The 23,531-nt window shown below is 64.3% G+C and carries 23 protein-coding genes; 12 read left to right on the plus strand and 11 right to left on the minus strand.

Features of this window, described 5'->3' with window-relative positions:
- Nucleotides 1-315: 315 nt before the first annotated feature.
- The 5 genes from PI93_RS23655 to PI93_RS23675 form a co-directional block, all read right to left on the minus strand.
- Nucleotides 316-1,611, minus strand: coding sequence for an NAD(P)/FAD-dependent oxidoreductase (locus PI93_RS23655; RefSeq protein WP_039372953.1), 1,296 nt, complete (start codon nucleotides 1,609-1,611; stop codon nucleotides 316-318).
- The gene (locus tag PI93_RS23660; protein WP_144400466.1) at nucleotides 1,598-2,110 is read right to left on the minus strand and encodes a c-type cytochrome; all 513 of its coding nucleotides are present in this window, start codon (nucleotides 2,108-2,110) and stop codon (nucleotides 1,598-1,600) included. The genes PI93_RS23655 and PI93_RS23660 overlap by 14 nt, the downstream gene beginning before the upstream one ends.
- A 29-nt stretch (nucleotides 2,111-2,139) precedes the next feature.
- Nucleotides 2,140-2,913, minus strand: coding sequence for a BON domain-containing protein (locus PI93_RS23665; RefSeq protein ID WP_039372951.1), 774 nt, complete (start codon nucleotides 2,911-2,913; stop codon nucleotides 2,140-2,142).
- A gap of 115 nt (nucleotides 2,914-3,028) precedes the next feature.
- The gene (locus tag PI93_RS23670; protein ID WP_039372947.1) at nucleotides 3,029-3,616 is read right to left on the minus strand and encodes a phosphoheptose isomerase; all 588 of its coding nucleotides are present in this window, start codon (nucleotides 3,614-3,616) and stop codon (nucleotides 3,029-3,031) included.
- A 145-nt stretch (nucleotides 3,617-3,761) separates the two neighbouring features.
- The gene (locus PI93_RS23675; protein WP_039372945.1) at nucleotides 3,762-4,115 is read right to left on the minus strand and encodes a YraN family protein; all 354 of its coding nucleotides are present in this window, start codon (nucleotides 4,113-4,115) and stop codon (nucleotides 3,762-3,764) included.
- A gap of 95 nt (nucleotides 4,116-4,210) precedes the next feature.
- Here PI93_RS23675 and rsmI point away from each other — a divergent pair, with 95 nt between their 5' ends.
- Entirely contained in the window at nucleotides 4,211-5,095 is an 885-nt protein-coding gene (gene rsmI / locus PI93_RS23680) for a 16S rRNA (cytidine(1402)-2'-O)-methyltransferase (RefSeq protein WP_039372943.1), read from the plus strand.
- Between the two features lie 131 nt (nucleotides 5,096-5,226).
- Here rsmI and PI93_RS23685 read toward each other — a convergent pair whose 3' ends face one another.
- From PI93_RS23685 to PI93_RS23700, 4 genes are all read right to left on the minus strand, one after another.
- Nucleotides 5,227-6,021 (minus strand): ABC transporter ATP-binding protein, encoded by a 795-nt coding sequence (locus PI93_RS23685; RefSeq protein WP_039372940.1) that lies wholly within the window; start codon nucleotides 6,019-6,021, stop codon nucleotides 5,227-5,229.
- 2 nt (nucleotides 6,022-6,023) lie between these two features.
- Entirely contained in the window at nucleotides 6,024-6,932 is a 909-nt protein-coding gene (locus PI93_RS23690; RefSeq protein ID WP_039372936.1) for an ABC transporter permease, read from the minus strand.
- Nucleotides 6,933-7,163: 231 nt separating this feature from the next.
- The gene (locus tag PI93_RS23695) at nucleotides 7,164-8,150 is read right to left on the minus strand and encodes an ABC transporter substrate-binding protein (protein ID WP_039372934.1); all 987 of its coding nucleotides are present in this window, start codon (nucleotides 8,148-8,150) and stop codon (nucleotides 7,164-7,166) included.
- A gap of 440 nt (nucleotides 8,151-8,590) precedes the next feature.
- On the minus strand, nucleotides 8,591-9,187 hold the full coding sequence (locus PI93_RS23700; RefSeq protein WP_052240841.1) for a septal ring lytic transglycosylase RlpA family protein: 597 nt from the start codon (nucleotides 9,185-9,187) through the stop codon (nucleotides 8,591-8,593).
- A gap of 258 nt (nucleotides 9,188-9,445) precedes the next feature.
- On the opposite strand from PI93_RS23700, the gene PI93_RS23705 reads away from it, so the two are divergent.
- Both PI93_RS23705 and PI93_RS23710 read left to right on the plus strand, forming a co-directional pair.
- Nucleotides 9,446-10,102, plus strand: coding sequence for an MBL fold metallo-hydrolase (locus tag PI93_RS23705; protein WP_039372932.1), 657 nt, complete (start codon nucleotides 9,446-9,448; stop codon nucleotides 10,100-10,102).
- Nucleotides 10,103-10,110: 8 nt separating this feature from the next.
- Entirely contained in the window at nucleotides 10,111-10,860 is a 750-nt protein-coding gene (locus tag PI93_RS23710) for a 3'-5' exonuclease family protein (RefSeq protein WP_224786205.1), read from the plus strand.
- Nucleotides 10,861-10,969: 109 nt separating this feature from the next.
- Here PI93_RS23710 and arsC read toward each other — a convergent pair whose 3' ends face one another.
- Entirely contained in the window at nucleotides 10,970-11,326 is a 357-nt protein-coding gene (gene arsC / locus PI93_RS23715; protein WP_039372929.1) for an arsenate reductase (glutaredoxin), read from the minus strand.
- Nucleotides 11,327-11,670: 344 nt separating this feature from the next.
- Between arsC and PI93_RS23720 the strand changes: the two genes are divergently transcribed.
- The 5 genes from PI93_RS23720 (at nucleotide 11,671) to PI93_RS23740 (ending at nucleotide 16,628) form a co-directional block, all read left to right on the plus strand.
- A complete protein-coding gene (locus PI93_RS23720; protein WP_039372927.1) occupies nucleotides 11,671-12,906 on the plus strand; it encodes a dienelactone hydrolase family protein in 1,236 nt (411 codons plus the stop codon).
- Nucleotides 12,907-13,008: 102 nt separating this feature from the next.
- A complete protein-coding gene (locus PI93_RS23725; RefSeq protein ID WP_039372924.1) occupies nucleotides 13,009-13,524 on the plus strand; it encodes an energy transducer TonB family protein in 516 nt (171 codons plus the stop codon).
- A 57-nt stretch (nucleotides 13,525-13,581) separates the two neighbouring features.
- Nucleotides 13,582-14,370: a 2-oxo-tetronate isomerase gene (otnI, locus tag PI93_RS23730; RefSeq protein ID WP_039372922.1), complete on the plus strand. Its 789-nt coding sequence runs from the start codon at nucleotides 13,582-13,584 to the stop codon at nucleotides 14,368-14,370.
- 763 nt (nucleotides 14,371-15,133) lie between these two features.
- Nucleotides 15,134-15,607, plus strand: a complete 474-nt coding sequence (locus PI93_RS23735; RefSeq protein WP_052240854.1) for a CoA-binding protein — start codon at nucleotides 15,134-15,136, stop codon at nucleotides 15,605-15,607.
- An 82-nt stretch (nucleotides 15,608-15,689) separates the two neighbouring features.
- Nucleotides 15,690-16,628, plus strand: a complete 939-nt coding sequence (locus tag PI93_RS23740; protein WP_039372918.1) for an alpha/beta hydrolase — start codon at nucleotides 15,690-15,692, stop codon at nucleotides 16,626-16,628.
- Between the two features lie 11 nt (nucleotides 16,629-16,639).
- Here PI93_RS23740 and PI93_RS23745 read toward each other — a convergent pair whose 3' ends face one another.
- Nucleotides 16,640-17,443, minus strand: coding sequence for a transporter substrate-binding domain-containing protein (locus PI93_RS23745; RefSeq protein ID WP_039373053.1), 804 nt, complete (start codon nucleotides 17,441-17,443; stop codon nucleotides 16,640-16,642).
- 291 nt (nucleotides 17,444-17,734) lie between these two features.
- Here PI93_RS23745 and hemE point away from each other — a divergent pair, with 291 nt between their 5' ends.
- The 4 genes from hemE to sorB all read left to right on the plus strand — a co-directional run bounded on the left by hemE (nucleotide 17,735) and on the right by sorB (nucleotide 23,477).
- A complete protein-coding gene (gene hemE / locus PI93_RS23750; RefSeq protein ID WP_039373050.1) occupies nucleotides 17,735-18,805 on the plus strand; it encodes a uroporphyrinogen decarboxylase in 1,071 nt (356 codons plus the stop codon).
- Nucleotides 18,806-19,200: 395 nt separating this feature from the next.
- The gene (locus PI93_RS23755; RefSeq protein WP_080759310.1) at nucleotides 19,201-21,678 is read left to right on the plus strand and encodes a primosomal protein N'; all 2,478 of its coding nucleotides are present in this window, start codon (nucleotides 19,201-19,203) and stop codon (nucleotides 21,676-21,678) included.
- Between the two features lie 129 nt (nucleotides 21,679-21,807).
- Entirely contained in the window at nucleotides 21,808-23,121 is a 1,314-nt protein-coding gene (gene sorA, locus PI93_RS23760; RefSeq protein WP_236105674.1) for a SorA family sulfite dehydrogenase catalytic subunit, read from the plus strand.
- Nucleotides 23,122-23,135: 14 nt separating this feature from the next.
- Complete coding sequence (gene sorB / locus PI93_RS23765) at nucleotides 23,136-23,477, plus strand: SorB family sulfite dehydrogenase c-type cytochrome subunit (RefSeq protein ID WP_052240838.1); 342 nt, start codon at nucleotides 23,136-23,138, stop codon at nucleotides 23,475-23,477.
- Nucleotides 23,478-23,531: the final 54 nt, after the last annotated feature.

The raw sequence follows: 23,531 nt of genomic DNA on the forward strand, positions 1-23,531 counted from the left end.
GGCTGAGAGTGATACGGCAACAAATCGAACGACGACTTTGCGGTTGCGAACAGACTTGCCCGAGCCCCCACGCGCAATGCGTGACGCTAGACGGGACTCTCCCTGGCGATGCGCCATCCCTATGCCCCCCAACGCTTATTTTTTCGTCCGGCCAGTGTAACCGAGAGGCGTGAGGCCCCGTCAACGGGGGATTTCGGGGAGATTCGGCACCGACACAACAACCGGATCGTGCGCGTCGGCAGCACGTACATGGCGTCGCTTAGAGACTATCCTCCAAACGCATTTCGACAGCAGTGCATGCCGCCGACATCCCCGTCAGGCCAGCATGTCTGCCCAGATGCCTTGTGCCCATGCGAGTCCCAGCGCGAATTCGTCTCGCGTGGCGCGCGGCGAGGCGCCGCCTGTGCCCGGCACCGGGAGCATGGTGCGCTGTGCCGCGTCATATCGGTGAACGCTCGCCACGTGCATCGCTTCGGTGGCCGACACGAACGTGTAGCAAGTGTTGCTATAGAGCGGCGCGGAGTTGACCGTGCGGCCGGACAGGGTCGCCACGATGGCGGCGGCACAGACCTTGCCGTGCTGGTTCGCCATGTGGCCCGACTTCGGCATTTGCGGCGCGATCTGGATGGCGTCGCCGAGAACATGAATGTCGGCGTGCGCCTTGGAAGCGAACGTCAGGAAATCGACATCGCACCAGCGGCCGTTGGCCGTAGCGAGTCCGCTCTCGACGGCAATATCGCCTGCCCGCATGGGCGGGATCACGTTGAGCACATCGGCCCGGACCTCCTCCCCTAGTTCGAAGCGCGCGATCTGCCGGGTGCCGTCGATGGCCACGTCGGTGCAATTGAACTGCGGGTGATACTCGACGATACCGGCGAACTGCGTGCGCCAGACCTCTTGAAACTGCTCCGCTTCGGCAAGCACCTGATCGTTGGCGTCGAAGACGAGCACCTTCGCCCTCGGCTTGTGCTGCTTGAGCCACGCGGCCACCTGACACGCGCGCTCGTAGGGCGCGGGGGGGCAGCGAAACGGCGCGTCGGGAATGGTGATGGCGAATACACCGCCGTCGGGCATCGCTTGCAGGCGGGCGTGCAATGCAGTGCTTTCGCGTGCATCGGTCCATGCCACCGGCAAGGCGTCGCGGATCGCCGGATCGGAGAGCCCGGCGATAGCATCGCGGCGCAACGATACGCCGGGGGCAACGATCAGTTTGTCGTAGGAGAGGCGGTTGCCGTCTGCCAATTGCACGTGTTTGCCGGCGGCGTCGATGGCGGCGGCTCGCGTGCGCCGCCAGACCACGCCGTGGCGCGCGACGAGCGCGTCGTATGACACCGTCAGGTCGCTGACCCGCAGATTTCCACCGACCACCAGATTCGATAACGGCGACGAGACGAATGCCGGATTCGGTTCAACAAGCGTGACATCGATCGTGTTGCCGGAGAGCACGCGTAATGCCTTCGCGGCCGTGGCCCCGCCGAACCCGCCACCGATGACGACCACGCGCGCGCGCCCCTTTACCGGCGTCGGCCAGAGAGGTGCGGCCCTCGTGGGAGTGGCACCGGCCAATGCCGCCGTCGCGCCCAATCCGAGAAGAAAATTACGGCGACGCATCGTGTCCGCCTGATGAAGATTGACGCTCGGATGCTGACGGCATTTTCGCTGCCGGCTGCGCCGCGAAATACGCGGCGATGCGCTGCAACTCGTCGTCGCGGTAGCCTTTGAGAAGCTGTGGCATCAGTGTGGCGGGCCGCCGCCCGTCACGCATGGCCTGCAATAGCGTCATGAGTTCCGCCGCCGGGCGGCCCTCCAGCGTTGGTAGCGCCGGCTGACCGGCACTCACTGGCGCCGACGCATTGTGACAACTCATACACGCCATCGCCCAGTCGCGGGCCTGCCAGTCGGGCCGCGACGTTTGCGAAGCCGTTTGCGCGGCAGCCACCGGAGACGCGGCACGCGCGCCGGACGCGGGGGCAGCGAACGCGGCACCCGTGACGGCGAGCCATGCGGCGCTCGTCAGAACGAACGCCGCCGCTATCGACGGGTTCGTCATGGCATGACGAGGTCGATAGCGGCGGCTTCCTGCTGAGTCGATGTCAGCACGCATGCGCACGGAGGAATCCGGGGCGTGGGGTGCGTGCGTCAGTTACCGGTCTTGGTCGACGGGCCCGGCTTGACGGGGCCCTCGCTGATCGGGGCAGGCGAGGACAGCGGCTTGGCCGTCACCGTGTCGGTGCCGATCGGCGTGGTCGTGACCGTCGCGGCGTTCGCGTCGTCCGCCTGAGCCGGCGCCGGGTTCTTCTCGGCTTCGGTCGACAGGCGCTGCGCCTCTTCAGGCTTCACGTATTCGTAGAGCTTGATCACCTTCTGCACACCATCGATCCGGCTCGCTACGTTCGCCGCGATACGGCCTTCCTCTTCGGAGACCAGACCCAGCAGATAGACGTCGCCCCGCTCGGTGACCACCTTGAAGACGTTGGCCGAGATTTCCTTGGTGTTGATCAGGTTGGCCTTCACTTTGCTGGTGATCCAGGCATCGTTCGAGCGGGAGCCGAAGGAACTCTTCGGTCCAATGGCGATTTCGTCGACGATGCCGCGCACATTGCTGATCTGCTTGACGATGTCCACCGCGCGTTGCTTGCTCTTGTCGTCGGGCACTTCGCCGGTCAGCAATACGCGACGGTTGAAGACGGTCACGTTCACATGGACGGCGTCGTCGGTCAGGGTATTGGCGATGTTGGCTTCGGCCTTGACCTGAATTTCGCGGTCTTCCGTCTGCGCGCCGACGGAACGACGATCGGTGGCGACCAGTGCGCCGGTCGCAGCGCCGCCGAGGATGATAGGGGCGCAGCCGCCCAGGGTTGCAACAATCAACGCTGCCGCAGCAAGCGGCTTAACCACGCGTTGGAAACTCATCGGGCTTTCTCCTTATTGGATGGTCGAACGGGGCGGCCCCCGCCGCACTCAGCCGGCACCGCCCGCCCCCGCGACCCGATGCCCGTCATGTTGACGCCCTACGATGACAATTGGTTCATTCGTCGCCGAGCAGCAACGAGTCAATCAGATCGCAAAGGCAGTGAATTGTCAGCAGGTGAACTTCCTGAATTCGCGCGGTACGATCGGCCGGCACGCAGATGTGTACGTCGAGCTCGCCGAGCACATCGTTGACCTTGCCGCCGCCCTTGCCGGTGAGGGCAATCACATGCATGTCACGCTCGTGCGCGGCTTCGATCGCGGCGAGCACATTGCTGGAATTGCCCGATGTGGTGATGGCGAGCAGCACGTCGCCTTCCCGGCCGAGCGCCCGCACCTGCTTGGAGAAGATGGCGTCGAAGTTGTAATCGTTGCCTACGGCCGTGAGGATCGACGAGTCTGTCGTCAGCGCAATGGCCGGCAGTTCCGGACGCTCGCGCTCAAAACGCCCGACCAGCTCCGCCGCGAAATGCTGACAGTCGGCCGCCGAGCCGCCGTTACCGCAAGCGAGAATTTTATTGCCGTTGGAAAGCGCTTCCACCATGAGGTCTGCCGCTGCGGCGATGTACTCCGGCAGCGCATCGCGCGACGCCTCTTTGGTAAGGACGCTATCCGTGAAGTGTTGCTGAATTCGTTCGATCGACATGGTCGTTTGCCAGGGTATCGGAAAAGCTGCCGGCCTCGCGTGGAAACCCCTTGAGGACTTGTCTGCGTCGGCCGGCATTCACAGGCCATCAGTCTTGAAAACGGCACTTTCGCAAGTGTAACAGGGCCGGGGGACGCGGGTTTCGTCAACCGTCGTCGGCGCCAAAGGCGTCAGGCAGCCAGCGCACCACCGGCGGATGGCCATCGAACGCCACGACGTCGAAGCGGCAACGCCCCGCAGGACGCCGCAAAAGGTAATGACGCGCGGCGAGCATCAGGCGACGTCGCTTGGCACGCGTAATGCTCTCGGCCGCTCCGCCAAAGTCGCTGCGCGCGCGGGCGCGCACCTCGACGAATACCAGTACCCCGGCGCGATCCCGCATAATGAGGTCGATTTCGCCGCCGCGACACCGATAGTTGCGCGCGACAAGCCGCCAGCCGCGTCGCTCCAGCAGCGTCTGCGCGCGGCCCTCGAACGATTCTCCAAGCTGATTCGACATGGTTGTTCCGATGTTTACCCAGACCGGCGATGCCGGTATTCCCCACGCCCGCAGACCCCGCGAGGCAGCCCTTTCGTTGGCGGGAGCCCTTCGACATGGATGATCGTCTGATGTCGCTGGCCGAAGGCCAGCATTACCCGACCGGCACGCTGTACGTCGTGGCCACGCCGTTGGGCAATACCGCCGACATCACCGTGCGAGCGCTTCACATCCTCGGCCTGGTCGACGCCATCGCCTGTGAAGATACCCGTAACAGTGCGCAGTTGCTGCAACGGTATGGCATCGACAAGCCGCTGATTGCGGCCCATCAACACAACGAGAATGAGGCGGCAACGCGACTCGTCGAGCGCCTGCGCGGCGGCGAGCGCATCGCCTACATTTCGGATGCCGGCACGCCCGGCATCTCGGACCCAGGTGCGCGGCTGGTCGACGCCGTGCGGGCTGCGGGCCTCGCCGTGGTGCCGGTGCCGGGCGCAAGCGCGGTGATCACGCTGCTCTCGGCGGCCGGCGCCTGGGTGGAGTCGTTCACGTTCGTGGGATTCCTGCCGTCGAAGGCGCAGCAGCGGGCTCAGGCGATTGCAGCACTCGCGGCGTCGACGTCGGCGCAGGTCTTCTACGAGGCGCCGCATCGGATCGTGGAGACGGTCGCCGCACTGGCTGACGGCCTGAGCGGCGATCGACGACTGTTGATCGGGCGCGAATTGACCAAGCGCTTCGAAGACATTCACGAGTGCGCGCTGAGTGAAGGGGTGACGTGGCTGAAGGCCGACGCGAATCGTCAACGCGGCGAATTCGTGCTGGCGGTTTCCGGTGCGACGGCGAGTGCGAGCGAAGACGGCGTCGACGCCGAAGCGCAACGCGTCCTCGCGCTCCTCGTTGCGGAACTGCCGACGAAAAGCGCCGCCAAGCTCGCGGCAGCGATTACCGGCGCCCCAAAGAATGCCCTTTACGAACGCGCGCTCGCGTTGAAAAACGGTTGATTGCCGGGACGCGGGAAGCGGTGTCCTGAGACGTCAGGAATCGGAAGCTTCCGATACCGATTGCTCCGTTCCCCAAGCGCCGCCAAATAAAAAAGCCCGCCGAAGCGGGCTTTTTCATCGCGTAACGACGATCAGCTCAGCAGCAGCGCGTCGTCGTCGAGTTGTTCGCCACGCGTGCGTTCGAACATTTGCAGCAGATCGGGCACATCCAGGCCCTTACGCGCCTCGCCCGACACGTCCAGCACGACCTTCCCCTGATGCAACATCACGGTGCGGTCGCCGTAATCGAGTGCCTGACGCATGCTGTGCGTGACCATCATCGCCGTGAGCTTGCTTTCCTGCACAATGCGCGCCGTCAACTCCAGCACGAACGCCGCCGTTTTCGGGTCCAGCGCGGCCGTATGTTCGTCGAGCAGCAGAATTCGCGATGGCTGCAACGACGCCATCAACAGACTCACCGCCTGACGCTGACCGCCGGAGAGCAACCCGATACGGTCCGACAGCCGGTTCTCCAACCCGAGATTAAGCAGACTCAGCTTCTCGCGGAACCGCTCGCGCAGCCCCCGATTCAGCGCAAAGCCGAAGCCCCGGCGCTCGCCGCGCTTGACCGCCAACGCCATGTTTTCCTCGATGGTCAACGCCTCGCACGTCCCCGCCATCGGGTCCTGAAACACGCGCGCCACCTGACTCGCGCGCTGCCACGCCGTTTTCTTCGTCACGTCGTTGCCGTCGATGGAAATCGTGCCCGAATCCACCGACAAGTCACCGCTGATCGCGTTCAGGAAGGTGGATTTGCCGGCACCGTTCGAACCGATGACCGTCACGAACTGGCCCGTCGGGATCTCGAGCGACATGCCTCGCAGCGCGCGGTTCTCGATGGGCGTGCCCGGGTTGAAAGTGATCTTGAGGTCTTTTGCGCTCAACATGATCAGGCGCCTCCGTTCTTACGGGCGAACAGCTTGCGACGCGTCGCCGGCAGCACCAACGCCACCGCGACGAGCAAGGCCGTCACCAAATTGAGGTCCTGCGCTTTCAGACCGATGAAATCGCTGTTGAGCGCCAGCGCGATGAAGAAGCGGTACAACACCGCCCCGACGACCACCGCGAGCGTGGTGAGAATGAGGCGTCGCGCCGGCAGAATCGTCTCGCCGATGATCACCGCCGCCAGACCGATCACGATGGTACCGATCCCCATCGAAATATCCGCACCGCCCTGAGACTGTGCAAACAGCGCACCGGCGAGTGCCACCAGCGCATTCGACAGCGCCATGCCGGCCAGAATCTCGTGTCCCGTGTTCACGCCCTGTGCACGAGCCATGCGCGAATTCGCGCCCGTCGAACGCATGGCGAGACCCTGCTGTGACGAGAAGAAATAGTCGAGACCGAGCTTCGCTACGACCACCACCACCAGCAGAAGGAGCGGACGCAGCACGAAGTCCGGCAGCCAGTCCGGTGCATTCTCCGGCAGGATCATCGTGAAGACCGTCGGCGACGTGATCAGCGGCACGTTCGGCGCGCCCATCACACGCAGGTTCACGGAATAGAGCGCGATCATCATCAGGATACTGGCGAGCAGATCCATGATCTTCAGACGCACATTGAGCCAGCCCGTGATGAAGCCCGCCAACGCCCCGGCCGCCATCGCCGCGACGGTCGCCGCAAAGGGATTGGTGCCGCCGGCGATCAGCGTCGCCGCCACCGCGCCGCCAAGCGCGAAGCTGCCGTCAACGGTCAGATCGGGAAAATTGAGGATGCGGAAGGAAATCAGCACCCCGAGCGCCACGAGGCTGAAGATCAGACCGATCTCCAGTGCGCCCATCATAGAAAAAAGGGACATTTTCGTTATTCCACTGCGCAAGACGGCCCATGCCGGGTCTCGGCATCAGCGCTCGCACGGCCGACATAGGCCAGTTCGGGTCATAGCCGGTCGTTGTGCGACCGCGTTCGGGGGGAGCCGTCCCACCCATTCGATAGGAAAAGAGCGGCGGGGACAGATCGTGTCCGGACGCCGCCCTGTCACTCGCCGGTGCCGCAGGCATTCGCCCGCCTCACCGGTGTCGCGCGCACTTTACTGCTTGATGACCGTCTTGGCTTCCTTCACCAGATCGTCCGACAGCGTCACGCCTTGCTTGGCGGCCGCAGCCGTGTTCACGAACAGTTCCAGATTCGAGCTGGTCTGCGAAGCGATCGCACCCGGCTTCTCGCCCTTCAGGATACGGCCGACCACCTTGCCCGTCTGACGGCCCAGGTCGTAATAGTTGATGCCCAGCGCCGCAATGGCCCCACGCTTCACGCTATCGGTATCCGACGCCACCAGCGGGATCTTGCGGTCGTTAGCCACCTTCACCAGCGATTCGTAAGCCGACACGACGTTGTTGTCCGTGTTGGTGTAGATCACGTCGACCTTGCCGGCCAGGCTGCTGGCAGCCGAGCTGATGTCGACGGTGCGCGGTGCAGCGGCTTCGACCAGCGTCAGGCCGGCGGCGGGCAACAGCTTCTTCAGCTCGTTGACGACCACGACCGAATTGGCTTCACCCGGGTTGTACACCATGCCCACGCGCTTGGCGTTCGGCACCACGCGCTTGATCAGCGCGACCTGCTTGTCCAGCGGCAGCTTGTCCGACACACCGGTCACATTGGTGCCCGACGGCTCCCAGCTCTTGACCAGTTGTGCGGCGACCGGATCGGTCACGCCCGAGAACACCAGCGGCACCGACTTGGTGGCGGCCGCGACGGCCTGTGCCGTCGGCGTGGCGATGCCGATGATGGCGTCCGGCTTGTCGCCCACAAACTTGCGGGCGATCTGCGCGGCCGTGCCGACATTGCCCTGTGCGCTCTGGTATTCCCACTTGAGGTTCTTGCCGACCTCGTAGCCTTCCGCCTTGAGTTCGTCGCGCGCGCCATCACGGATGGCGTCGAGTGCCGGATGCTCCACGATGGCGAGCACGGCCACCGACTTCGTCGTTTGCGCGAATGCCGCGCCGGTCGTCCCCAACAACGCTGCGGCCACGGCGCACAGCAGAGTGCGCTTGGCGTGTTTGCCCATTGTCGACATCAAAACTCCTCCAGGAATACTTTTTGATAGGTGCGCCGTGCCCGGGTCTCTGCGGGCCTCATTCGGATGCACACAAAGCGTGCACCTGCGCGTGGGGCACAGTCTACCCACATCCCCGGCAGCGAACAACGGTTGCCAGCGCAACGGCCCCGGAGGCCCGCGGAACGTCGGATTGCGCCCAATTGGTGGCAGATTGATGCGGCAATCGGAAAAAAAATAGACGATTCGGTCGCCCATGATCGTCAGCACGCACGTTCATGCGATGCGTTCAATCCATGAGATACGCCAAAAAACGAAATAATTCGGATAATTCCAATGAGAACGTGCGCTTTCACACAATAAATGCGCGAGCGGCGTCCCATTTTTTAAGAGGGTTCCGAGGCAGATTCGGAATGAGGTTCAGAGATGAGATGCGGCGACAAACCGCAAATGGGGGCGCGTCAGGGCGTGTTGCTGTCCAGGCCGAGGGCCGCGACTTCGCTGCGGGACAGGCGACGGATTTCGACCTTGGCGTGGCCGGCACGAATGAAGTCGAGTTGCTTTGCCGCGCCAAACGACAGATCGATGATGCGATTTCGGGCATAGGGCCCGCGATCGTTGATTTTGACGACGACGGTCTTGTTATTGGCGACGTTGCGAACCAGCGCGAAGCTTCCCAGCGGCAACGTCGGATGCGCGGCGGTCGGCTCGTTCATGTCGAACGCTTCCCCTGTAGCCGTGCGTCGGCCGTGGAATTTCTTGCCATACCAGGACGCCATACCGCTCTGAAAGAACGTGCCGGCATCGGCGCGCAGACGAGCTTCACCGTCGCGATCCGGTGCATCGGGGTCGCCGGGATTGAGGCCTTCGGCGCGATACGACCGGCCCGGCCAGTGCAAATCGAAGCTCGAGCCGACCGGTGCGTTGGCTTCGCGCGCACGGGCGCGCTCGCCTGTCGCCGAAGTGGCGGCAGCCGTTTGGCTGGGGGGTTCGAGCGGCGTTGTGCAGGCTGTCAACGTCAGGGCGAGGACGCAACCAACCGCGAACCGTGTGAGCATGTCGCGTGTTCGCATAGCCTGCGAGTTTAACACGTCGTCAAAGTCAACCCATCAGCGAGCGTTCACTTACATGGAGAGACTTGTTTACAAAGCGTTACCTCATTCGACAGTTCACGCTGTCCGGACGCTTTTGGAAACGCCTGGCATCCCCTCCGGCAAGGGCGCGACACTCGTCGGGTGCATCGGGCTCGCGCGGGACGCCGGGCGGTGGCACCCCCGCCCGAATTACAATAGCGAAAACTGCGTCCCCGATAACTCATGAACGTCACCCTGATTCCTGTCACGCCTTTCCAGCAAAACTGCACCCTGCTCGTCTGCGATGCGACGAAGCGCGCCGCCGTGGTCGACCCCGGTGGCGATATCGACCGGATCGCGGGCGAGATCGAACGCCAGGGGGTGACGCTCGAAAAGATCTTCCTGACGCACGGCCATCTGGACCATTGCGGTGGCGCAGGCGCACTCGCGGCGAAGTACAACGTGCCGATCGAGGGCCCCCACCCGGACGACGCCTTCTGGATCGACCAGCTCGAGGCGCAAAGTGCGCGATTCGGCTTCCCCGAGCCCGAGCCGTTCACCCCCGACCGCTGGCTGGGTGACGGCGATACCGTCCAGTTCGGCGACGTCACCCTGGACGTGTTCCATTGCCCCGGCCATACACCGGGCCATGTGGTGTTCTTCTCGGCAGACGAGCGTCTGGCGAGCGTCGGCGACGTCCTGTTCGCCGGCTCCATCGGCCGCACCGACTTTCCGCGCGGCAATCATGCCGACCTGATCGCCTCGATCCGCGACAAGCTCTGGCCGCTCGGCAGCGACGTGACGTTCATTCCGGGACACGGCCCCGTGTCCACGTTCGGTCAGGAGCGCGAGACCAATCCTTATGTTGCCGACGCCGTACTCGCCCGGAGCGCCGTATGAGTGAGGCCATGTCCCGCACCCCGTCGCGCATCATTCCCGTGGACGAGGAGATTTTCGTCAGCACCGATGTCGAAGCCGACGGCCCGATCCCCGGGCCGCATTCGATGCTGAGCTTCGCCTCGGCGGCCTACACGGCGGACAAGGAATTGATCGGCACCTTCAGCGCCAACCTCGAGTGCCTGCCGGATGCGAAGGGCCATCCGCTGACGATGAAATGGTGGAAGACCGAGCCCGAAGCGTGGGCTGCTTGCCGCGTCGACCCGGAAGATCCGGCCAAAGCGCTCAAGGCGTATGTGAAGTGGGTAGAGAAGCTACCGGGCAAACCGGTGTTCGTCGCTTACCCGGCGGGGTTCGATTTCACCTTCATGTTCTGGTACATGATGCGTTTCGTCGGACGTTGTCCGTTCTCGTGGTCGGCGCTCGACATCAAGACGCTCGCGTTCGCGATGACCGGCATGCCCTACCGCAAGTGCATCAAGCCGCGCTTGCCGCAAGTCTGGCTCGACCCGCTGCCGCACACGCACGTGGCGCTCGACGACGCGCTCGAACAAGGCGCGCTCTTCTGCAACATGCTCGCCGAGCTGCGCGAACAGCAGAAGACGTTGTCCGAACTCCCGGGCTGGCGGGGTGCCGGACTCACGGCCAACGCCGATGCGCCGGTATTCGGATCGGCGGCGGCAGCGCAGGCATCCGTCGCCGAAGCGGACGCCGAATCGCCTGAAACCGGGCCCGGCAAAGACAGCACGGCCCACGGCTGAAGCGCCGCGCGGCCCTGGTCACTCCCGCGGACCACACCCGCTCAACCCACACAGCCCATCGCGCGACGTGTCATGCGTCGCGCGTCCTTCTCCTTCTGACGCCGGCCGCTTACAGCACGTTGTTCGCCAACTCGGGCGGACGTGCAATCACGGCTTTGTCTCCGTTCACCACGATAGGACGCTGCAATAGCTTCGGGTGCTTTGCCACGGCGGCGAGCAACGCGTCGTCGGTCAGCGTCGTGTCGGCCAGCCCCAATTCCGCATACTCGGCTTCGTTGCTGCGAATCATGTCGCGCACAGGCACGCCAAGCAGTTTGTGCAGACGCTTGAGTTCGGCCAGTGTGGGCGGCGTCTTCAGATATTCGATGATTTGCAGATCGCTGCCCCCCACGGCCGGAGACCCCTCCACCAGGGCCAGTGCTTCGCGCGACTTCGAGCAGCGCGGGTTGTGATACACGGTAATCATGGTCACTCCATTGCGTACAAAAAGCGTCCGACGCGACATCGTCGTTCGCGTCTGGAACGTGCGTTCCGAGTATGCATGGTATCGTCAGATGCCGCTACCCAAGGGCCTCCCAGGTAGCAGTGGCCGCATCTCCCCGGCTTTCCCCCTTAACTTCACGCATCGTCCGACGTACGCTTCGCCGCAGGGCTTCACGTGCTTGTGATGCCATGTGCCGCGTTCTACGTGTCGCCCATTACGTGCTGCCTTCTACGTGTTAACCGCGCTGCGGGACACGCATGGGCCACCTAAGATAGGCAGAGAGCGCACTGTGCGTCGCACGATCCGGTGTTTCAGGAGACAGTGACATGGCAGGACGCTTCATCAGCATCAAGTCGCGCGACGGCAAAACCTTTCAGGCCTATCTGGCGCTTCCCAAAGGGCCGGGAAAAGGTCCGGGACTGGTGCTGTGTCAGGAGATTTTCGGCGTGAACGCTTACATACGCGAGCTTGCCGATCGATACGCCGAAGAGGGCTACGTCGTGCTGGCGCCCGATCTGTTCTGGCGCATCGAGCCGGGTATCGAGCTGGGCTATTCGTCCGGCGACTGGCAGCGCGCGTTCGCCTTGTTCCAGAGCTTCGATGTAGACCTTGGAATGGAAGATGTCGGCGCGAGCGTCGACGCCTTGCGTGCGTTACCCGAATGTGTCGGGGGTGTGGGGGTCGTCGGCTACTGCCTTGGCGGCAAGCTGGCCGCCCTGTCGGTCACGCGCACGAGCGCAGACGTGGCCGTGGGCTATTACGGCGTGGGGTTGGAGCAGCACATCGACGAACTGGCCGGCGAGCACCCGCCACTCGTGCTGCACATTGCCGAACTCGACAAATATGCACCCGCCGAAGTCCGGGAGACCCTCGCCACACGGTTGGGCGAGCACGCCAACATCACGCTCTACAGCTATCCCGACGCCGATCATGCCTTCGCCCGCCCCGGCGATCACTTCAACCGGGCGGCGACGCAGCTCGCGCATCAGCGCACCATCGGTGCCGTGCGTCGTGTCCTGGGCCCGCACTATGACTTCGCGTCGCTCTGGGAGACGCATTGCGCGTATGAGTTCGCCATCCGCGAGATCGATCCGTTGATGAAGACGATGGTGGCCGAGCCGTATGTCAATCACATTCCGACGATGACGGGCGGGGTGGGCCATCAGCAACTGGCGCACTTTTACCGGAACCACTTCGTCAACAGCAATCCACCAGACACCAAGCTGATTCCGATTTCGCGAACGATCGGCGCGACGCAACTCGTCGACGAATTGCTGTTCTGCTTTACGCATACGACGCCGGTCGACTGGATGTTGCCGGGTGTCGAGCCCACCGGACGCCGCGTCGAGATTCCGCTGGTCGCCATCGTGCGGTTCCGGGGCGACAAGCTCGAGCATGAGCATATCTATTGGGATCAGGCGAGCGTGCTGGTGCAGATCGGCCTGCTGGACCCCACCGGTTTGCCGGTGTCTGGCGTGGAGACGGCGCGAAAGTTGCAGGACGAGAATCTGCCGTCCAACACGCTGATGCCGAATTGGTCATTCGGGACGCGACCGCACTGACCGCAAAGGTGTTTTCCCCGTCGCGCGGCAATAGACGCTGCGTGACGGGCGCAAGCGTGTGAATTACAAGAACAGTGTCGCGAACGTTGCGGGAGACAGCGCATGAATACGCAACTTTCCCGGTGCCAGCGGGCACCGTCCGCCGCCGCATGGCTCGTCATCGTTGCCGGGATTTCGGGCGTTCTGGCCGTCGCCGGTTGCGCCAATCCGGATTTCGAACCCAAGAAGCCGCTCATCCTGAATCTGTCACCCGGTCAGCCACCGGTCACGGCGCTCGATCAGTACAAGATCGTGGCCGCGCAACGCGTGACGGAAGTGAACGCGAAGGAAATCACACCGGGCAATCCACAGCCGATGTTGCGCTCGGTGGTCTCGCTCGAGTATTGGGTCGACCGTAGCGGAAACGTGACAAGCGTCGCGCTCTATCGCAGCAATGGCGATCGCGAGGCGGAGCGCATCGCGGTGGCCAGCCTGCGACGGGCCAGCCCGTTGCCGGCCCCCAGCCGGGCGTTGGTCGACAGTAGCGGACGTGTGCGCGCCGTCGAGACCTGGCTCTTCAACAACGATGGCCGGTTCCAGTTGCGCAGCGTGGCGGCGCCTCAGATCGACGGGCAATGATATTGTGACGGGCATAGGCCCACCCAGCCCGGCCCGCATCGGGCGACGGAGACTCTCATGCCGCGATTTGCCGCGAATCTGACGCTGCTTTATCAGGAATTCCCGTTTCTGGACCGCTTTCGCGAAGCGGCGAGCGATGGCTTCCGGGGCGTCGAATTCCTGTTCCCCTACGACCATCCCGCGCAAGCGATCCGCGCGCGTCTGAACGACGCCGGACTGACGCAGGTGCTGTTCAATACGCCGGCGGGCGACTGGGCAAGCGGCGAGCGCGGACTGGCCGCCCTGCCGGGTCGCGAAGCGCAATTTCGTGATGGCGTCGAACTCGCGCTCGACTACGCCGACGCCCTCGGCTGTCGTCAATTGCATGTGATGGCCGGATGCCCCGACGCCTCGGCCTCACCCGATCGCTGCCGCGAGGTCTATCTCGAGAACCTCGCTTACGCGGCCGGGCAAGCCGCCGCCCACGGCGTCACGATCCTGATCGAACCCATCAATCCGCGCGACTTCCCCCGTTACTTCCTTACGCGTCAGGATCAGGCGCATGCCATTCGTCAGGAAGTGGGCGCCAGCAATCTCAAAGTGCAGTTCGACGCCTATCACTGCCAGATCGTCGAAGGCGATCTGGCAGTCAAGCTACGTCAATACATCGCGAACATCGGACATGTGCAGGTGGCGGGCGTCCCCGCGCGTCACGAACCGGACACCGGCGAGGTCAACTACCCCTTCCTGTTCCGTCTGCTCGACGAGTTGAACTACGCGGGATGGATCGGGTGCGAATACCGGCCGCAAGGCGCAACACGCGACGGGCTGGGCTGGCTCAAACCCTGGCTCAGAGCCACACGGTGAGCCGACCTTGAAGGTGGATTCGGAACGGATGACGCAGCAGAACGTCGCGTCGTTTCTCAGGCAATCCCGACACTCGGCCGGCATTGCCGCCGCCAATTTACGCAGGAGTGAATCGATTTCCGGAAATGAGTCGGAGGGCGAATCAATTCAGGGGAAATGTCGGAGAAAGGTTTAGGAAAGATGTAGGTCTTCGCAGGCAAAAAAAATGGCGGGACACACGGGCCCGCCAAAACCACACGCTACGGGGTTAGCGCGAGGAGACCAGATTCGGAGCACTGCATCGAATTGCGCTGCAAATTGCGCCGGGGGACGCCATCTGCCGATACAGTCGCGCTGCTGTGTTACCGGGGGATAAGCACATCAGCGTTGAGATGCATTGTGGTGGAAACGTTTGGCGTGAGGGGTAACAAAGTGTTTCAGGTTGTAACACCTAGAGCGTGCCACCCACGTTGCAAGCCGTTGCCCGGCCTTGCGCGACAAGGACTTCACGATTGCCCTCGTCACTGCGACTTGGTTCGCCATCCTGAATAACTCGTCGGGCGAAACATCCTCCCTCGAGTGACATGAAGACGGGCCGCTCCACCGGGACCCGCCATGGCACCGCATTTCACGCCCGATTCCCCGATGTGCTAAGTTCATTCTTTGTGCGTGGCAACAAAGTAGGCGTGCGCGATACGGACGCGCCAACTTCATGGCGCAACAGCGCACCGAGAGCAAGCATTTCGTCCAACGACAGCACCGGCCCGAACGAGGCCGCACCCGCATGGAAACCATGGAACGTCTGGGGAAGATACTGGCGCGCGACCGCGTTATCGGGGTTGTGGGCCTGTCGCCGCGGCCCGACCGGCCGAGCTACACCACATCTCGCTATATGCAGCAGCAGGGATACCGGATCGTGCCGGTCAACCCGCAGGCGGCCGACTCCGGCGAGAAGATTCTGGGCGAGACCGTCTACGCCAGCCTGACGGACGCCGCCGAAGCCCTGCGCGCCGAAGGGGTCCGGATTCAGATGGTCGACTGCTTTCGCCGCAGCGGCGACATTCCGCCGATTGCGGAAGAGGCCATCGCTATTGGCGCCCACAGTTTATGGATGCAGTTGGGCATCGAGAACGACGAGGCGGCAGCCGTTGCGCTGGCCGCCGGGCTCGACGTCGTGATGGATCGCTGCGTCAAGATCGAGCACCAGCGCTGGCAGATGCAGGGCGGCGACGCCCCCGCGCAAGCGAACCGCCGCTGAGTCGGTCGCCCCGTCCGCCGCTGCCGAACCAACACAAGACCGCCTTCTCCTCCAACCGCTTTTACGCCACTCGCCTGCCGACATGACCATCGACGCCGATCTACTCGCCTACTACGACCAAATGGCGCGCAAGTATCCCGACGCGGCCGACGCGCCAACGCCCAGCCCGCAGGACGTGCGCGCCAAGTTCGCCACCGTCGCTGTCGAGGCATTGCGCCCATTACCGGCCGGGTTGAAAAGCGAGACCTTTGACATTCCGCTGCCGGGCCGCAATCTGCGCGCACGACTATATCGGCCGGTCGGCCGCGAAGTGCCGCTGGTCGTGTATTTCCACGGCGGTGGCTGGGTCGTCGGCGACGTCGATACGCATGGCACGCTGGCCGCCTTCCTCGCGCAGGACGGCGACGTGGCAGTGCTGAGCGTCGATTACCGGCTCGCGCCGGAGCACCCGTTCCCCGTCCCCGTGGACGACGCACGCGAAGCGTTGGCGTGGGCGGCAGAGCAACGCGCCCGGTTGGGCGTGCGCGTCGATCGTCTGGCAGTTGCCGGCGACAGCGCGGGAGGCCATCTGGCGGCGCAGGCGGCCGCCTGGTTCAACGATCAGCATCCAGGAATCGTGGACGCGCAATTGCTGATCTACCCGGTCGTGCAGTACCGGTTCGACACCCCGAGCTACGACCGTCTGGCCGACGGTGTGGGTCTGACGCGCGACGAAATGCGTTGGTACTGGCGCGAATTCCTTGGCGGCGTGGAACCGTCGGCAGACGATGTGCGCATCAATCTGACGGCGCAGGCCCCGCGTCACCCGTTGCCGAACGCGCTGGTGATTGCGGCGGAATATGACCCGTTGCATGACGAAGCCGTGTCATACGCACAGTTCGTGGCGCAGTCGGGTGGCCGGGCGGAGATCATCGAAGCGCCCGGCCTCACGCACAGTTTTGCGAGGCTACAGCCGTTTGTCCCGCAAGCGAGACTGATCATGCACGACGCCGCACAGCGTCTGCGCGACTGGCTGGGCTGAGCCCCGCGCGCTCACTTGAGCCACTTGTCCACGACGGCCTGATATTCCCCGGTCTTCTGCGCGAGGTTGAGCCACTGGTCGACGTATTGCTTGAGGATGTCGTCGCCGCGCGGAATCAGATAAGCCTTCTCGCCGAACTGAAGCGGCTTGTCGGGATTGACCGGGCACAGCGAAGGAATGAGCTTGTGTTGCAGCAGGGTTTCGGACGTGTCCGTGACCATCACGTCGGCGCGACCTTCGGCAATCTGCTGAAAGATCGTGACGTTGTCGGGATAGATCGTGAGCGTGGCTTTGGGCAGGGACTGACGGGCGAAGCGTTCGTTCGTGCCGCCCGGATTGGCGATGGCCCGCGTGCTGGGCTGGTTCAGATCGGCGAGCGTCTGATACTTCGCTACGTCGGCGCAGCGCACGATCGGAGACTTGCCGTCGACCATCACCACGCTGCTGTAATAGGCGCGTGCCGCACGATCGAGCGTCACGGAGATACCGCCCACCGCGATATCGCACTTGCCGGCGGTGAAATCGTCCATCAGCCCTTTCCACGTCGTGGGGACGATCACCGGCTTCACGCCGAGCGACTTCGCCAGCGAGGCGACCAGATCCACGTCGATCCCCTCGAACTGGCCGTCCGCACGGCGATAGGTATACGGCTTGTAGTCGCCGGTCGCGCAGGCGCGCAGCGTGCCCGACTTCACAATGTCGTCGAGCCGGGAGTGCACGGCAACGGGAGCGACAGGGCTGGCGGCGGCCGATTGTGCGTGAGCGGTGAGGGAGGTAGCGATGGTGGCAATGGCGGCGAGCGCCGCCCCGGCCATGAGAACCGCGCGGGCGGCCTTCTTCGTGGCTTTCATACTTGTCTCCAGAGTTTTGACGTGATGACGCACGTATTTCGCGAACTGTCTGACGCAGCTCGTGGGGCTCAATACTAATGACTCGCCTGCCCGACGCCAACCGTCACGACGCAAGCCCTCCCGATCCCCGTCGCAAGACCGCCAACCCTTACCGCCAACCGCTTATGTGCGGCATAACGGCCCGCAAAGCGACCGGCCCCCGGATACCCGAGTAAAATGGCCGCTTGCTCAAATCATCCAACCCACCGCCGCGACGTGTCCCAAGCTCTGCAAAACGATACTTTCCTGCGCGCCCTGCTGCGCCAGCCGACCGAGTACACGCCGATCTGGCTGATGCGCCAGGCGGGCCGGTACCTGCCCGAATACAACGCCACCCGCGCCAAGGCCGGTAGCTTCCTGGCGCTGGCCAAGAACCCCGCCTACGCCACCGAGGTCACGTTGCAGCCGCTCGAGCGCTTCCCGCTCGACGCCGCCATCCTGTTCTCGGACATCCTCACCATTCCCGATGCCATGGGCCTCGGTCTGTCGTTCGAAGCCGGCGAAGGGCCGCGCTTCGCGCGTCCGCTGCGCACCGAAGACGACGTGCGCCGTCTTCAGGCCCCGGACCTCGACAGCCTGCGTTACGTGTTCGACGCCGTGACCGAGATCCGCCGTGCCCTGAACGGACGCGTGCCGCTGATCGGTTTCTCGGGCAGCCCATGGACGCTCGCGTGCTACATGGTCGAGGGCGCCGGGTCGGCCGACTTCCGTACCGTCAAGACGATGATGTACGAGCGTCCCGATCTGATGACGCATATCCTCGAGACCAATGCCCGCGCCGTGGCGGCCTATCTCAACGCCCAGATCGAAGCGGGCGCACAGGCCATCATGGTGTTCGACACCTGGGGTGGCGCGCTGGCCGACGGCCTCTACCAACGGTTCTCGCTCGCTTATATGCAAAAGGCACTGGCAGGCGTGCACCGAGAGTGGAACGGCGCGCGGATTCCGCACATCGTCTTCACCAAAGGCGGCGGCCAGTGGCTCGAAGCCATTGCCGACACCGGCCCCGACGCGATCGGCCTGGACTGGACCGTCGATCTTGCCGCCGCGCGCCGTCGCGTGGGCGAGCGTTGTGCACTGCAAGGCAATTTCGACCCGACCGCGCTCTTTGCATCGCCCGAGGCCATCCGCACCGAAGTGCGCCGGCTGCTCGACGCCTATGGCAATGCACCGGGCCATGTCTTCAATCTGGGCCACGGGATCTCGCAGTTCACCCAGCCCGAGCACGTCGCGGCGCTTGTCGACGAAGTGCATAGCTACAGCCGAAAGCTGCGCCAGACGGTGTAATCGGCCATCCTCACAAGCGGTGGTGCGGGTTCGCGGGGCATTTCGCTGCGCAAACCCAACCGCCGTTTCAAGTGGGGAATGTCAAGGGAAACGCAGTGGAATAACCCCTCCAATTTGCGGAGTTGTCCCGAAGACTTATGCACAAATTCTCGCTGCGCCGCCGCAAGTGAGAGTCTTTGGGGATGCCCCTTCGGGGTTATTCATAAGCTATTGATCAAAAAGCATTTTTGATTCTGGCAAAGTCCAGGCGTTACGCGATGTGAGGGCCGCGCCGCGTGGCAAGCGGACGATAATCCCCACAGTTCTCAACATAGTTATCCACAAGCGTTTTGCCTCCGCCGGAAAGCCGACTCAAATCCGGGGTTTAGCGAAACTTCTCAGGATTCACTTTAAGTTTGACCCGCGCCGACGCCCTGTCCGAACCGTCTTGCGCATCGACCGACGATGCGTTGTCTCCGGTAGCCAATCCACGCACCGGCACGCCGGCGATCGCCCGCGTGGCGCTCGACACGCCGCTGCTGACGCTTTTCGACTACCGGCTCGATCAGGCCGCGAGCCTCGGTCAGTTGGTGCAGGTGCCGTTTGGACGACGACAGGTCGTAGGGGTCGTCTGGGAATTGACGCAGCGCAGCGAAGTCGACCCGGCAAAACTGCGCGATGTGACAGCCGTCTGGCACGAATTGCCACCGCTCGGCGACGACTGGCGCGACCTGATGCAATTCGCGGCACGCTATTACCAGCGCGGCGTCGGCGAAGTCGCGCTGCCCGCCATCCCGGGCCATTTGCGCACGCCGATGCGCTGGCCGCGACTCCTCGCTCAGCGCGGCGTGCAGCGCTACCGGATCGCCGACGGCGCCCTGCCAACGCTCATGGACAACGTGCCCGCCCGGTTGCGGGCGCAGCGTCGACTGGCCGAAGGGCTCGCGCAAGCCGGCACACTCGATGCCGACGAGGCCAAAGCCCTCTGCTCGAAAGCCGCCGACGTGCTCAAGCAATGGGCCGCCGCCGGATGGGTCACGGTTGAAACCGTGCCGTTCCACGAAACGATACGTGAGGACGATGAGGCGCACGCAACGCACGCAACGCAGATGGATGACGCGTCGGACGCCGCACAGACCGACCCGGGCGTCGATCCCGTCGCGGGCGACACTCCCGGCGTCACCAAAACGCTCACCGCCGGACAGGCCGATGCGGTCGCAGCGATTCACGACGCCCTCGAAGCGGCAGGCGCCCAGCGCCTCGATCCTTCGCCGCTGGCGGTTGAGGGCACGGGCGAAGGGGCCGACACCCCCGCCTGCGCGCCTTTCCTGCTCTACGGCGTGACCGGCAGCGGCAAAACCGAAGTCTATCTGCGCGCCGTCGCCGAAGCGCTTCGTCAACCCGACGCGCAAGTGCTCGTCCTGGTGCCGGAAATCAATCTGACGCCGCAACTCGAAGGCGTCTTCCGCAAGCGATTCCCCGACGAGACGCTCGTCACCCTGCACAGCGCACTGGCCGAAGGCGAACGCGCCCGGCATTGGCTCGCGGCGCATCGCGGCGAAGCGCGCATCGTCCTCGGCACACGGCTCGCGGTCATGGCGTCGCTGCCGCATCTGCGCCTGATCGTCGTCGACGAAGAGCACGATCCGTCATACAAGCAACAGGAAGGATTGCGCTACTCGGCCCGCGACCTCGCCATCTGGCGCGCGAACCGGCTGCGCATTCCCGTGGTCCTCGGCTCTGCCACGCCGTCGCTCGATAGCTGGCGACGGGCCGAGCAGGGCCGCTACGTGCGCCTCGCGATGCCCGAGCGCGCCACGCCCGACGCCGTGCTGCCACGCGTCTCGCTCATCGACATGGAGATCGAGCGAAAGCGACAGCGCGCAGTGCACGAAGGACTATCGCAGCCCCTGCTCGCCGCCATTCGCGCGCGCTTCGAAGCCGGCGAGCAAAGTCTGCTGTTCCTGAATCGTCGCGGTTACGCGCCGGTGCTCAATTGCGACGCCTGTGGCTGGATCAGCGACTGCCGCCGATGCAGCGCGCACATGGTGCTACACAAGCCCGAACGGCGGCTGCGCTGCCACCATTGCGGCGCGGAGTCGCGCATTCCGCATGCGTGCCCCGACTGCGGCAATCAAGACCTCGCGCCGCTGGGACGCGGCACGCAGCGCATTGAAGAAGCGCTGGCCGAGCACTTCCCCGACGCACGTCTCGCCCGCATCGACGCCGACAGCACGCGCCGCAAGGGCAGCGCTCAGGCGTTGTTCGCACAGGTGCATGCGGGAGAGGTCGACATCCTGATCGGCACGCAAATGGTCGCCAAGGGGCACGACTTCCGCAACGTCACGCTCGTGGGTGTGGTCAACGCCGACAGCGCGCTGTTCTCGCACGACTTCCGGGCAGCCGAGCGTCTCTTCGCACAACTGATGCAAGTGGCCGGACGTGCCGGTCGCGCCGCCCGCGCCGACGGCCCCGGCGATGTGCTGATCCAGACACGCTACGCATCCCACCCGTTGTTCGCGTCGCTCATGCGTCACGACTACGCGGGCTTCGCCGCACAACAACTGGAGGAACGCCGCGTCGCCCTGCTGCCGCCGTACACCCATCAGGCGCTGCTGCGCGCCGAAGCACGGCGTCTCGACGACGCCATGACGTTCCTCAAGCAAGCCCGCGAAATCGCCGCCACGCCCGCGTTGAACGACCCGCGCATTTCCCTTTGGGACCCGGTGCCGATGACCATGGTGCGGATCGCCGGCACCGACCGCGCGCAGCTCGTGGTCGAGAGTCCGCATCGCGGCGCCCTGCAACGCTTCCTCACGCATTGGATGGGCGAGTTGCGCGCACTCAAGGCCCCCGTGCGCTGGCATCTTGAAGTCGACCCGCTCGAAATATAAATCGGTATATAGCGTTCCGGAAATTTGACAACATCGTCAGAATCTCCGACGATGCGGCCATTAGTCGAACGCCGCATGTCGCACGATTCCAGTCATCCGCACGACAAGAAGTCCTACAGGAGACACACGATGAAGTCGCACGACCGGAGCGCCGCCCCCACGGCGCCGCACCTCGCCACCCCGTCCCTCCCACCGTCCGAATCCCCGCTGGCCGAAGCCTCGCGTCGTCGCTTCCTGCGACGCGCCGGTGCACTGGGCGTCGGCGCCAGTCTCGCGGGACGCGCACTCGATGTCCTCGCCGCCACCGCCGCGCCGCAGACGGTCACGCTGCCGTTTGCGAACGGCGAGCGCGACCTCGTGGCGTATCCGCAGAAACGGCCGCTGATCCGGCTCACGGCACGGCCGCCGCAACTGGAAACGCCGTTCGAAGTCTTCAACGACGGCCTGATTACGCCGAACGACGCGTTCTTCGTGCGCTATCACCTCGCGGGCATTCCCACCGACATCGATCCGGCGAAACACCGGATTCGCGTGGGCGGCAGCGTTGCCAGGCCGCTCGACATCTCGCTTGCGTCGCTCAAGAAGGATTTCGGCGCGCCGGTGGAAATCGTGGCGGTGCATCAGTGCTCGGGCAACAGCCGCGGGTTTTTCGAGCCGCGCGTCGGCGGCGGGCAGATCGCCAACGGGGCGATGGGCAACGCGCGCTGGCGCGGCATTCCGCTCAAGCGGATTCTCGAGCGCGCCGGGGTGTCGTCCAGCGCAAAGCAGGTCACCTTCGAAGGCCTCGACCGGCCGATCGTTCCGGCGACGCCGGAGTTCGTGAAGGCGCTCGACCTCGATCACGCGATGGATGGCGAAGTGATGATCGCATTCGCCATGAACGGGAAGGATCTGCCGATGCTCAACGGCTTTCCCGTGCGTCTGGTCGTGCCCGGCTACTACGGCACGTACTGGGTGAAGCATCTGGCGGACATCAACGTCGTGGACAAGGTGTTCGACGGCTTCTGGATGGCCACCGCCTATCGCATTCCGGACAACGACTGCAATTGCGTCGCCCCCGGCAAGGCACCCGAGAAAACCAAACCGATCGGACGCTTCACCGTGCGCTCGTTCGTCACCAGCCACACCGACGGGCAGCACGTTGCGGCGGGCCAGGCCACGCGCGTGCGCGGCATCGCCTTCGATGGCGGCGAAGGGATTCGCGACGTGCAGTTCTCGGCCGACGGCGGCCAGACATGGCAGGCCGCGCAACTGGGCAGCGAGTTGTCCAGGTATTCGTTCCGCGAGTGGACGGTGTCGTTCACACCGCCGCAGCCGGGCGAATACGCGTTGAAAGTCAGGGCAACGAATCGCGCAGGGGTCTCGCAACCGCTGCAATCGCTGTGGAATCCGGCCGGCTATCTGCGCAACGGGGTGGAAACCGTGCGCGTGATCGCGGCATGAGACGGGGGACGATCATGAACGTTTCGAAGTTCGCCAACCGCGTCACTTGCGCGGCCGCACTGCTCGGTCTGGCCGGCGCGCTCGCCACCGCCCCGGCGCATGCGCTCGACATCAAGCTGCCGCAGGAGACATCCCAGCTGAAAGCCTCGACCCTTGCGGGCCATCAGTCGGCCAGCGCGTGGTGCGTGATGTGCCACTCGGTCGATTACATCAACAGCCAGCCACCGATGCCGGCGGCCTTCTGGAGTGCGGAAGTCACCAAAATGGTGAAGGTGTACGGCGCACCCATCCCGGAAGACCAGGTCAAGCTGATCTCGGAGTATCTGGGAACGGCCTACGGCAGCGATTCGAAGTAACCCCACCCGGGGGTCTACCACGGCATTAGGTGCAACCCGAATATTGATGCTGGT

It is taken from the genome of Pandoraea fibrosis (assembly GCF_000807775.2).
GTDB classification, from domain to species: Bacteria; Pseudomonadota; Gammaproteobacteria; order Burkholderiales; family Burkholderiaceae; genus Pandoraea; species Pandoraea fibrosis.